Annotated in this window: 6 protein-coding genes and 2 pseudogenes; 6 read left to right on the top strand and 2 right to left on the bottom strand. The window is 73.9% G+C overall.

Annotated elements, in window-relative coordinates:
• Nucleotides 1-36: 36 nt before the first annotated feature.
• Nucleotides 37-1,080 (bottom strand): phosphatase PAP2 family protein, encoded by a 1,044-nt coding sequence (locus BJP40_RS04685; RefSeq protein ID WP_071273888.1) that lies wholly within the window; start codon nucleotides 1,078-1,080, stop codon nucleotides 37-39.
• Between the two features lie 496 nt (nucleotides 1,081-1,576).
• Between BJP40_RS04685 and BJP40_RS04680 the strand changes: the two are divergent.
• Both BJP40_RS04680 and BJP40_RS04675 read left to right on the top strand, forming a co-directional pair.
• A pseudogene (locus BJP40_RS04680) lies at nucleotides 1,577-3,344 on the top strand (MFS transporter).
• An 84-nt stretch (nucleotides 3,345-3,428) separates the two neighbouring features.
• A pseudogene (locus tag BJP40_RS04675) lies at nucleotides 3,429-4,632 on the top strand (acyl-CoA dehydrogenase family protein).
• Between the two features lie 120 nt (nucleotides 4,633-4,752).
• Here the strand turns inward: BJP40_RS04675 and BJP40_RS04670 are convergent.
• The gene (locus BJP40_RS04670) at nucleotides 4,753-5,187 is read right to left on the bottom strand and encodes a cell division protein SepF (RefSeq protein ID WP_071273900.1); all 435 of its coding nucleotides are present in this window, start codon (nucleotides 5,185-5,187) and stop codon (nucleotides 4,753-4,755) included.
• 288 nt (nucleotides 5,188-5,475) lie between these two features.
• On the opposite strand from BJP40_RS04670, the gene BJP40_RS04665 reads away from it, so the two are divergent.
• The 4 genes from BJP40_RS04665 to adhE all read left to right on the top strand — a co-directional run.
• Nucleotides 5,476-6,612 (top strand): DUF5685 family protein, encoded by a 1,137-nt coding sequence (locus tag BJP40_RS04665; protein WP_071278806.1) that lies wholly within the window; start codon nucleotides 5,476-5,478, stop codon nucleotides 6,610-6,612.
• A gap of 18 nt (nucleotides 6,613-6,630) precedes the next feature.
• Complete coding sequence (locus BJP40_RS04660; RefSeq protein ID WP_071278804.1) at nucleotides 6,631-7,434, top strand: DUF1684 domain-containing protein; 804 nt, start codon at nucleotides 6,631-6,633, stop codon at nucleotides 7,432-7,434.
• 570 nt (nucleotides 7,435-8,004) lie between these two features.
• A complete protein-coding gene (locus BJP40_RS04655; RefSeq protein ID WP_071278814.1) occupies nucleotides 8,005-9,093 on the top strand; it encodes a S1 family peptidase in 1,089 nt (362 codons plus the stop codon).
• Between the two features lie 175 nt (nucleotides 9,094-9,268).
• The coding region (gene adhE, locus BJP40_RS04650; RefSeq protein WP_071278802.1) for a bifunctional acetaldehyde-CoA/alcohol dehydrogenase at nucleotides 9,269-11,891 on the top strand (2,623 nt) is incomplete at its 3' end.

Here is an 11,891-nt window from a genome sequence, read left to right as displayed (position 1 = left end):
CCCCGCCACGTTTCGCACCGTCGCGCGGTCTGCTCGTCAGCCGCTCGTCAGGGGCCGGGAACGGGGCGGTCTGCGGCTCCCGCCGGGCGTGACCGGCGTGCGCTCCGAGCGCACCGCCGCGTGGGCACGCGGCTGCGACAGCGTCGTGCGGATGCTTCCGGGGCGTCCGCCGCCGGGCGCCGCCCCCACCGGTGCGGCCGCCGGCTCCGCGGGCGCGGCCGGTCCCGGCGACCGCTCGGGCACCGCCGCGACCGGCACGGGACGCGGCTCCGGCTGCCGCACGGCGGCCGGAGCGGCCACCGGGGCGAGCACCGGCCGGACCGGGGCGGCAGCGGGCCGACGGGCCCCGAGGCGCTCGCGGACCCGGTCGCGGACCGCCAGGACGCGGACCTCGGCACGGGCGATCAGCGGCTCGCACCAGGGCAGCCCGAGCAGGATCAGGAGGCCGGCGGCCCAGCCCAGCAGGACGTCGCTCAGCCAGTGCGTACCGAGGTAGACCGTGGTGAGACCGACCCCGAGGGCCACCACGGCGGACAGCGCCGACAACCAGCGGCGGGCCGAGGGCGTCGTGGCCAGATAGGCGAGGATTCCCCAGGTCACGACGGCGTTGGCGGTGTGACCCGAAGGGAATATATCCCCGCCCGCGAACATCTCGGCGGAGCCGATCTGCGTCGCGTAGTGCGGGCCCAGCCGGCCCAGGCCGAGCTTGACCGAGCCCACCGTCACGTTCAGCAGCAGCAGGGCCGTGCCCAGCACCAGCAGGGGGCGCAGCGTGTGCATGCGCCAGCAGCGCCAGCCGAGCCAACCCGCCACCATCAGCGACGTCGGACCGCGCTGGCCCAGAACCACGAAGTAGTCCAGCGGTGCGTGCAGCGCCGGCCACTGCTGGTACGGCCGGAACAGCATGACCTTCCAGTCGACGAGCACCAGCCACGTCGAGGCCAGCACGGCCACGACGATGGCCGCGTAGAACACGGCCGTCCCGCCGAAGAGGGCGAGACGGGTGCGGCTCATCCGCGGGATCTCAATCTTCGGCGGTTCCGGCTCCCGGTCGAGCCGGGCAAAGATGTCGGTACGCACCCAATCGACGTTACAGGGAGTGAGTGTCAGGCCCGGTCGATCAGGTCTCTTTGTGATGACGATGTGATGTGGAGTGGGTCTCGGCGCCTGTTTATCGGATGTCTTCCATAAAACGTCCCGGCGGTCGCCGGTAATACCGCAAGGGCTCCTTCCGTAAGGCGGTGGCCGGGGCGCGGGAAAATGCGCACGCAGGCGTGCGCCGGGAAATTCGCGCCGGTGTGCCCTGCGGGCCGGCTCCGCCGGGCGGCGTGTCGCGCCGTCCGGCCCGGCGCTCCGGCGCGCGTGTCGCGGCGCGCCGCGGGCCCGGCGCGTGGACCGCCTGGGCGTGGCGTACGCCACACCCACCGGCCCGTACCGGTGAGAGCTGGGCCACGCGCCACCCGCCCGCCGTCACGTAGGCTGACGTCTCGCTCGCCGTCGATGCCGGCCGCCCCGGGAACGTCCCCTCCCGGAAGGGCGCCCGCCGAGCGCGAGGGTTCCACGGGAGGTTACGTATATGTCCGGAACGACCACTGCCGGAGCGCGTCCGCGTGTCGCCGGTGGCGGTGTCAACCGCTGGGTCGTCCTGGTCGTCCTCTGCGTGAGCCTGCTGCTCGTCGCGCTGGACGCGACCGTCCTGCACGTGGCCGTGCCCGCGGTCACCGAGGACCTGCGCCCCAGCGCCACCGGTTTGCTGTGGATCGTCGACGCCTACCCCCTTGGTCTGCGCCTCGCTGCTGATCCTGTTCGGCACGCTGGGTGACCGGATCGGCAGGCGCCGGGTCCTCCTCGCCGGCTACGCGCTCTTCGGCGTGGCGTCCGCGGTGGCCGCGATGGCCGACACGCCCGCCGTCCTGATCGCCGCGCGCGCCCTCCTCGGCGTCGGCGGGGCGATGATCATGCCGGCCACACTGTCCCTCCTCCGCGCGGTCTTCCCCGACCGGCGCGAGCGGGCCACGGCCATCGGCATCTGGACCGCCGTGGCCGCGGTGGGTGCCGCCACCGGGCCGGTCCTCGGCGGTTTCCTCGTCGAGCACTTCTGGTGGGGCTCGGTCTTCCTCATCAACATCCCGCTGATGGCGGTCATCCTGCCGGTCGGGCGCTGGCTGCTGCCCGAGTCGCGCGGCAGCGGCGACGGCCCCTGGGACGTGCTCGGCGCCCTGATGGCCGCGGCGGGCGTCCTCGGCGTGGTCCTCGGCGTCAAGCGCGCCGGGGTCGGGGGCGACCTCCCCGGTCCCGCCGCGCTCGCCCCGCTGCTGCTCGGCGCGGCCCTGCTGGTGCTCTTCGTCCGCCGGCAGCGGCGCCGCGAGCACCCGCTCATCGACATGCGGATGTTCTCCCGCGCCGCCTTCACGACCTCCGTGGGCTGCATCGTGCTGGCGATGCTCGCCCTCGTGGGCCTGGAGCTCATCGCCGTCCAGTACCTCCAGCTGGTCCTCGGCCTGAGCCCCGTCGAGACCGGGCTCAGACTGCTGCCGCTGACCTTCGCCGCGATGGCCGCGGGCGCCGCCGGCTCCGCCGTCCTCAGCAGGCTGGGCCCCCGCCGGATGGTCGGTGGCGGCTTCACCCTCACCGCCGGTGCCGTGCTCCTGCTGGTCCTCATGAACCACGACGACCGCCCGCTGCTGCTCACCGCCGGTTTCGTCCTGCTCGGTTTCGGCCTCCAGACCACCCTGTTCGGCGCGTACGAGTCGATGCTCAGCGAGGCACCCGCGGAGTGCGCGGGGGGCGCCGCCGCCATCGGCGAGACCTCCTACCAGCTCGGCGCGGGCATGGGCATCGCGCTGCTCGGCAGCGTCATGAACGCCGCCTACGCCCCCGGGCTGACCGGAGTGCCCGGCGTCCCCGCCGAGGCCGGCGCCGCCGCGGCCAACTCACTGGGCGAGGCGTACCAGGTGGCCGCCCGGCTCGGCGGCGAGGCCGGCGAGGCCCTGCAGACGGCCGCGCGCCACGCCTTCGTCCACGGACTGCACGTCACCCTGGTCGTCAGCGCCGGGCTGCTGCTCGCGGGCGCCCTCATGGCGCTGCGGCTGCCCCGCGCCGTGGAGGCGCAGGCGGACGTGACGGACGCCGTGCCCGAGGACGCCGCCCCGGCGGCCGACGGCCCCGGCACCGAGGCGCCCGAGGGCGGAGCGGCGCTTCCGGACGGGCACGGGAAGCCCGGCACGGGCGGGGACCGTCGCACGGACGCGTCGTGCGAGCCCCGCCGGGCACACGAGACGGGCCGCGTCCCGGCACGACGTGCCCCCGCCGAGGCGGCCGGATCTGGACGCGCGGCACACTGAGCCGTAACGTCAGCGCGCGGCCGTGACTATCGGCGATAGTTTCAGCGGCCCGTTGTCCTGGTTGGCCAGCCGCCGGAGGTCCGCATGACCGCATCCGCCCAGCCCGCGAAGCTCCCGCCGTTCGACCCCGGGGACCCCCTGGGCCTCGACGACCTGCTCGACCCCGAGGAGCTCGCCGTCCGCGACACCGTGCGCTCCTGGGCCGCGGACCGGGTCCTGCCGCACATCGCGGAGTGGTACGAGAAGGGGGAGCTGCCCGGCATCCGGGAGCTGGCCCGCGAGCTGGGCGCGCTCGGCGCGCTCGGCATGTCCCTCCAGGGCTACGGCTGCGCCGGCGCGAGCGCCGTCCAGTACGGGCTCGCCTGCCTGGAGCTGGAGGCAGCGGACTCCGGCATCCGCTCCCTGGTCTCCGTCCAGGGCTCGCTCGCCATGTACGCGATCTGGAAGTACGGCTCGGAGGAGCAGAAGCAGCGCTGGCTGCCGTCGATGGCGGCGGGCGAGACCATCGGCTGCTTCGGCCTCACCGAGCCCGACCACGGCTCGGACCCCGCCTCCCTGCGCACCCACGCGAAGAAGGACGGCCCGGACTGGGTCCTCAACGGCCGCAAGATGTGGATCACCAACGGCTCCGTGGCCGGGGTCGCCGTCGTCTGGGCGCAGACCGACGAGGGCCTGCGCGGCTTCGCCGTACCGACCGACGCGCCCGGGTTCTCCGCCCCGGAGATCACCCGGCAAGTGGTCCCTGCGGGCCAGCGTCACCAGCGAGCTCGTCATGGACGACGTCCGGCTGCCCGCCGACGCGGTCCTGCCGGGCGTGACCGGTCTGAAGGGCCCGCTGAGCTGCCTGTCGCACGCCCGGTACGGCATCGTGTGGGGCGCCATGGGCGCGGCCCGCGCCTCCTTCGAGGCCGCGGTCGACTACGCCAGGAGCCGCGAGCAGTTCGGCCGCCCCATCGGCGGCTTCCAGCTCACCCAGGCCAAGCTCGCCGACATGGCGGTCGAGCTGCACAAGGGCATCCTGCTCGCCCACCACCTGGGGCGCAGGATGGACGCGGGGCGGCTGCGCCCCGAGCAGGTCAGCTTCGGCAAGCTGAACAACGTGCGGGAGGCGATCGAGATCTGCCGTACCGCGCGGACGATCCTGGGCGCGAACGGGATCTCGCTGGAGTACCCCGTGATGCGGCACGCCACGAACCTGGAATCGGTGCTCACCTACGAGGGCACCGTCGAGATGCACCAGCTGGTGCTCGGCAAGGCGCTCACCGGCCTGGACGCCTTCCGGGGGTGACCCCGCCAGGGGCCGCGCCGCGCGCCTGGCTCCGGCAGCCGGGCCGGGGCCTGCCGCCGGTGAGCGGGCCGCCGCCGGGCCGCCGGGCCGTCGGACGGCGGCCCCGGCGCTGGCGGGACCTCAGCTCTGGTTGAAGAAGCCGTCGTCGGTGCGGCCCCGGGGCTCCCCCGTGATGATCCGCGTGTCCGCGGGGGTCAGCAGGAAGACCCGGGTGGCCACCCGCTCGATCGAGCCGCGCAGTCCGAAGGTCAGCCCGGCGGCGAAGTCGACGACCCGCTTGGCGTCGTCGGGCTCCATAGCGGTCAGGTTCACGATGACCGGGACGCCGTCGCGGAACAGCTCGCCGATCGCCCGGGCGTCGCGGAACCCGTCCGGGGACACCGTGGCGATCCGGCGGCCCTCCTCCTGCGCGGTCTCGGAGGCGACCCGCACCCGCGGGTCGGTCACCCAGGCGTCGCCGCTGTCAGCACCCTCGGCGTACTCGTCGTCGTAGTAGCGCTCGTCGTTGTCCTCGACGAGTCCGAGCCATGCACTCGCCCTGCGCACCGATCCCATGGACGCCTCCTTTCGACACGGTCACTCGTGGTCCCGTTACCTCTATGGTCGTCCATGATGCGGATTGCGCGCCAAGTGGATAGTCGCCGCGCGAGCGATTCGTGACGGGACTGGTGCAGTGCGTATGGCGGTCCGTCAGAGTTCTTCCTGCACAGGGGCCATGAAGGCCCCCGATTGTCACTCAAATATGACATTCGGGCCGTACGGGTGAGCGTACGGACGTACGGGTGAACGGATCCCCCGACTACGATGCCCCTCCGAACACGGCACAGACACGGGGGAACGCCCATGTTCGGCATCGTCCGACCCTGCACGCACCGGCTCACGGGCGGGCTCAAGGCGGAGTGGACGGCGCACCTGTGCGGTCTGTGCCTGGCCCTGCGCGCCGACCACGGCCAGTCCGCCCGGGTCGCCACCAACTACGACGGGCTCCTGGTCTCGGTGCTGACGGAGGCTCAGGCCAGTACCGCCGGTGCCCGGCGCACCGCGGGCCCCTGCCCGCTGCGGGCGATGCGCACCGCCCCCGTCGCGCACGGCGAGGGCGCCCGGCTCGCCGCGGCGGTCTCCCTGGTCCTCGCCTCCGCGAAGGTGCGCGACCACGTGCCCGACGGGGACGGGCTGCTGGCCCGCCGTCCCCTCGCCGCCGCGGCCCGCGGGGTGGCCCGCCGCTGGGACCGCGCCGGAGTCCGCGCCGGCCGCGAACTGGGCCTGGACACCGCGGTCCTGCTGGACGCGGTGGGGAGGCAGTCCGCCGTCGAGGCGCTCGCGCGGCCCGGCACCCCGCTGACGGCCGTCACCGAGCCCACCGAGACGGCCACCGCCGCCGCCTTCGCCCACACCGCCGTGCTCGCCGGCAAGCCGCACAACGCGGCACCGCTCGCCGAGGCCGGCCGCCTCTTCGGCCGCCTCGCCCGCCTGCTCGACGCCGTCGAGGACCGGGAGGCCGACCGGGCGGCGGGCGTGTGGAACCCCCTGGCGGCCACCGGGACCCCGCTCACCGAGGCCCGGCGGCTGGCCGACGACGCCGTCCACGGCATCCGCCTCGCCCTGCGGGACGTCGACTTCGCCGACGGCCGGCTCGCCCACCGGCTGCTCGCCCACGAACTGCCCCGCTCCGTGGACCGCGCCTTCGGCACGGCGGCCTGCGGCCACCGGAGCGGTCACGCCGCGCCCGGCACGACGGCCGGGTCCGGCGGCGACCGGCATCCCTTCCCGCACAGGCCGCCGCGCGGCCTCCTGGCGGGCTGCGCCGCCTTCGCCCTCCTGTGCTGCACCTGCCGAATGTGCTGCGCCGAGGAGTACGAGGGGCCCTGGTCCCGGAAGAAGCGGGAGGGCTGCTGCCGGGACTGCGACTGCGGGTGCGATGGGTGTGGCGAAGGCTGCGGCTGCGGTGACTGCTGTTGCTGTCCGTGCGACGGATGCTGACCCCGTACGGTGTCCGGCATGAGGAGTTCAGTCACTGACGGCGACCCGCGGAGCGACTGGGAGCACTGGCACGAGGAACGCGTCACCCAGGTCGCGGCGCCCCACGGCCCGCTCTCCCTGACTGGCACCCACTGGCTCGCCGACCACCCCGACGGCCGCCTGCCCGCCGTACCCGGCAGGTGGCGCGACGACGGCGACGCGGTGCTGCTGAGCGCCGCCCCCGAGGACGGCCTGACCCTCGACGGGGCGCCGTTCACGGGCGAGGTCCGTCTCACCGCCGACCACGTGCCCGTCGACCGGTCCCGGGTCGCCTGCGGGGACCGGCGGCTCGTGGTGATGAGCCGTGAGGGGCACCGGGCGGTCCGCGACTTCGACCCGGGCGCACCGGCGCGCCGCGTCTTCACCGGCATCGAAGCCACCCCGTACGACCCGCGCTGGGTCGTGCCGGGGCGCTACCGGCCGTACGGGGAGGTGCGGGCGGTCCGCGTGGAGAACGCCGACGGGCGGGAGCGCGGACTGCACCTGTCCGGAGAACTGGCCTTCACCCTGGACGGCGCCCGGCACGCCCTCCAGGTGGTCGAGGAGGACGACGGCGCGCTGTGGGCGGTCTTCGCCGACGCCACCAGCGGCCAGGACAGCTACCGCTTCCGCTTCCTGCGGCCCGCGCCGCCCGCCTCCGACGGTTCCGTGACGGTCGACTTCAACCGCGCGCTGCTGCCGCCGTGCGCCTTCTCCGCCCACTTCATCTGCCCCTTCCCGCCGCCCGGCAACACCCTCGCCGTCGCCGTCGCCGCGGGGGAGCGCCAGGTGCTCGCGGGCTGACGGGCGCCCGCCCCGGCCCCGGCGTGCCCGCCCGCGCGAGGAACCGAGGGAGCCCTTCCCATGTCACGACCCCCGCGGGCGGCCGGGCCCGCCCGGGCGAGGAGCCGAGCGGCCCCGCTCCGGCCCCCGACGGACCGCGCCCGGCGGGGGCCGGGGGCTTCGCCCGCCTGCTCGTCGCGAGCCCGCTTCCCGGGCCGGACTCCCGACGCCGTCCCGTCGCGCACTCGCCGGGCCCGCGCGGGGAGCCTTGCGGGGCCGGGGTGTCGGAGCTCGCGCCGGCCGCCATCTGGTGACGCTCCGTCATTTACTGACTGTCCCCCAGGGGGCGGTATCCAGACAGGACTAGTCCTCACGCGCCGCACACCCGTCCGTTGCAGCCAGTGTTCGCAATCGAAACCGACCAGTGGTGACCAGGGGTAGCCCCATCCGTCACAGGTGCCCGATGCGCCTCGACCGTCCGTCCTGAAGTCGACCTTGTGTGCGGCCCGCCGGCCTCGGAATAGTGGGCGGTCCATCCTCCGTGCCAGGGCACCCCACGCGCCCGGGCACGGCCCCCACAGGAGGTCGATGTTGAAGCACCGACGCATATCCACGCGCCGTGCGGCCGCCGCGGGCGGAGCCGTGGTGGCTCTGCTGGGCGCGGCGATCACGTTCCAGACTGCGAACGCCAGTGAGGACGCGCCGCAGTTCGAGGCGAGGACCCTCACCGCGGGCGCGGCCGGAAAGCTCGCCTCGTCACTCGGCGAGCGGCTCGGTGACGCGGACACCGCGGGCGCCTGGTACGACAGTGCGTCCCGCACCCTCGTCGTGAACGTCGTCGACGAGGACGCCGCCCAGGCCGTGCGCCGGGCCGGCGGCCAGGCCCGGATGGTCGAGCACTCCCTCGCCGAACTGAAGGGCGCCCGCAGCACCCTGAAGGAGCGGGCCACCATGCCCGGCACCTCGTGGGCCGTCGACCCGCGCACCAACAAGGTCGTGGTGACCGCCGACAGCACCGTCAAGGGCGCGGCGTGGAAGAAGCTCACCGGAGTCGTCGCAGGGCTCGGCTCCAAGGCCGAAGTCAAGCGCGCCGAAGGCGTGTTCACCCCGTTCGGTGCGGGCGGCGACGCCATCCTCACCGGCGGCAGCCGCTGCTCCCTGGGCTTCAACGTCCTCCGGAACGGGCAGCCGCACTTCCTCACCGCCGGCCACTGCGGTGCCGCCGGCAGCCGGTGGTCCGAGAACCGGGGCGGCGGGGCCGTCGGCACGATGGTCGACTCCCGGTTCCCCGGCGACGACTTCGCCCTCGTCCGCTACGACCGGGACGTCCCCCGCCCCAGCGCCGTCAACCTGTACAACGGCACCGGGCAGCGGATCACCGGCGCCGCCGAGGCCGCCGTGGGCATGCGGGTGGTGCGCAGCGGCTCCACCACCCAGGTCCACGACGGCGTCGTCACCGGCCTCGACGCCACCGTCAACTACGGCAACGGCCAGATCGTGGAAGGGCTCATCCAGACCACCGTGTGCGCCGAGCCGGGCGACAGCGGCGGCTCCCTCTTCTCCGGCGACCAGGCGGTCGGCCTCACCTCCGGGGGCAGCGGCGACTGCACCTCCGGCGGCGTGACGTTCTTCCAGCCCGTCACCGAGGCCCTCGCCGCGTACGGCGCGACCATCGGCTGACCCGAGGACGCCCCCTGCCACCGGCCCCCGGCCCCGCGCTCAGGCGGGCCGGGGGCCCCGCACATGTGGGGACGTTCGGCCCGGTGGCGGGGTCCTTCTCCCGCCGGGCCCGACCCGGTCCCGGTGTCGAATGGAGGCGTAAGAGGTGGCGGCCGGCAGCTAAGGAGTGCGCCCCATGCAGGCCCAGGAAACGGTCCCGCACACGACCCGGGAAACGGTCGCGGAGAACGTCGACGGCCTCGTCCGGAAGGCGCTCGCGGCGCTCGACCGGTTCGGGTCGTACGACCAGGAGCAGGTCGACCACATCGTCAGGAGGGCCTCGCTCGCGGCGCTCGCCCGGCACGGCGAACTCGCCGGCCTCGCCGTCGAGGAGACAGGCCGCGGCCTGTACGAGGACAAGGCGGTGAAGAACCTCTTCGCCTGCGAGCACGTCACCCACTCGATGGCCGGCTGGAAGACCGCGGGCGTGGTCTCCCGCGACGAGTTGTCCGGCATCACGGAGATCGCCGAACCGGTCGGCGTGGTCTGCGCCATGACCCCGGTGACCAACCCCACGTCCACCACCGTCTTCAAGGCCCTGATCGCCCTGAAGACCCGCAACCCGGTCGTCTTCGCCTTCCACCCGTCCGCGCAGCGCTGCTCCGCCGAGGCGGCCCGCACGGTCCGGGACGCCGCCGTCGCGGCGGGCGCTCCGGAGGACTGCGTGCAGTGGATCGAGGAGCCGTCCATGGAGGCCACCGGGCTGCTGATGCGCCACGAGGGCGTCTCCACGATCCTCGCCACCGGCGGCAACGCGATGGTCCGCGCCGCCTACTCGTGCGGCAAGCCGGCGCTCGGCGTAGGCGCGGGCAACGTCCCGGCGTACGTGACGCGCAGTGCGAAGCTCCGGCGGGCGGTGCACGACATCGTCCTGTCCAAGACCTTCGACAACGGCATGATCTGCGCCTCCGAACAGGCCGTCATCCTGGACACCGAGGTGTACGACCAGGGCATCGCGGAGTTCGAGCGGCTCGGCGCGTACGTCGTCAGCGCCGCCGAGAAGGCCAAGCTGGAGGAGTACGTCTTCGGGGTCACCGCCCAGGGCGCGAACTGCGCCGAGGGCAGGCTGAACCCGGACGTCGTCGGGCGGTCCGCGCGCTGGATCGCCGAGCAGGCGGGCTTCTCCGTCCCCGAGGGCACCGCCCTGCTGCTCGCGGAGTGCGCGGAGGTCGGACCGCGCGAGCCGCTCACCGCGGAGAAGCTGTCCCCGGTGCTGGCCGCGCTCCGGGCCGACTCGACCGCGCACGGGCTGCGGCTGGCCGAGCAGATGGTCGAGTTCGACGGCCTCGGTCACAGCGCCGCCGTGCACACCGAGGACGACGGGCTCGCCGAGGAGTTCGGCCGGCGCGTCAAGGCGGTGCGGATCATCGTGAACGCGCCCTCCACCTTCGGCGGCATCGGCGACGTCTACAACGCGTTCCTGCCGTCGCTGACGCTGGGCTGCGGCTCGTACGGGCACAACTCCGTGTCGGACAACGTCACCGCGGTGAACCTGCTCAACATCAAGCGGATCGGGCGGCGCAACACCAACATGCAGTGGTTCAAGGTCCCGCCGAAGATCTACTTCGAGCGCAACGCCCTCCAGTACCTGGGCACCATGCCGGGGCTGGAGCGGGTCACCGTCGTCACCGACCGGACGATGGGCGAACTCGGCTTCGTGCGGCGGGTGACCGACATCCTGCACGCCCGGCCCGAACCCGTGGTCGTGCAGATCATCGACAACGTCGAGCCCAACCCGGAGCTCGCGACCGTACGGGCCGGGGCGGCGCTGATGCGGGAGTTCCGGCCGGACACGATCATCGCCCTCGGCGGCGGCTCCCCGATGGACGCCGCGAAGATCATGTGGCTGATGTACGAGCACCCCGAGGTGGAGTTCGCGGACACGAAGGAGAAGTTCTTCGACATCCGCAAGCGGGCCTACACCTTCCCGGGGCTGGGGGAGAAGGCGAAGCTGGTGGCCGTGCCGACGACCTCGGGCACGGGCAGCGAGGTCACGCCGTTCGCGGTGATCTCCGACCCCGAGGCCGCCCGGAAGTACCCGCTCGCGGACTACGCGCTCACCCCGCACGTCGCCATCGTCGACCCCGTGCTGCCCCTGCACCTCCCGCCGACGGTCACCGCGGACTCCGGCTTCGACGCGCTGACGCACGCCACGGAGGCGTACGTCTCCGTCTACGCCAACGACTACACCGACGGGCTGTGCCTCCAGGCCATCAAGCTGATCTTCGACAACCTGGAGCGGTGCGTCGTCCTCGGGGCGGAGGACCCGGAGGCGCGCGAACGGATGCACAACGCGTCGACGGTGGCCGGCATGGCGTTCGCCAACGCCTTCCTCGGCCTGGTCCACGCCATGGCACACACCCTCGGCAACACCTTCCACGTCGCCCACGGCCGCACCAACGCGATCCTGCTGCCGCACGTCATCCGGCACAACGGCCGGGTCACCGGCAAGGCCACCCCGTGGCCGAAGGCGGAGGTGTACCGGGCGCCCGAGCGGTTCCAGGACATCGCGCGGATGCTCGGGCTCCCGGCGGCGACCCCGGAGGAGGCCGTGGAGTCCTACGCCCGCGCGGTGGAGGAGCTGCGCGCCCGGTGCGGCATCCCGGCGTCGTTCCGGGAGGCGGGCGTCGACGAGGCGGCGTTCCTCGCGGCGCTGCCGCAGCAGGCGCTCAACGCGTACGCCGACCAGTGCGCCCCCGCGAACCCGCGGATGCCGATGCTCGCCGAGATGGAGCAGCTGATGACCCTCGCCTACTACG

Origin of the sequence: Streptomyces sp. CC53 (assembly GCF_001865245.1) — a bacterium.
Taxonomy (GTDB): Bacteria; Actinomycetota; Actinomycetes; order Streptomycetales; family Streptomycetaceae; genus Streptomyces.
This window is presented reverse-complemented; position numbering and strand designations above follow the sequence as displayed.

Bases quoted from the DNA above. Each gene is read 5' to 3' on its own strand.
- BJP40_RS04670 (WP_071273900.1), bottom strand. From the start codon at position 5,187: ATGGGATCGGTGCGCAGGGCGAGTGCATGGCTCGGACTCGTCGAGGAC.
- BJP40_RS04665 (WP_071278806.1), top strand. From the start codon at position 5,476: ATGTTCGGCATCGTCCGACCCTGCACGCACCGGCTCACGGGCGGGCTC.
- BJP40_RS04660 (WP_071278804.1), top strand. From the start codon at position 6,631: ATGAGGAGTTCAGTCACTGACGGCGACCCGCGGAGCGACTGGGAGCAC.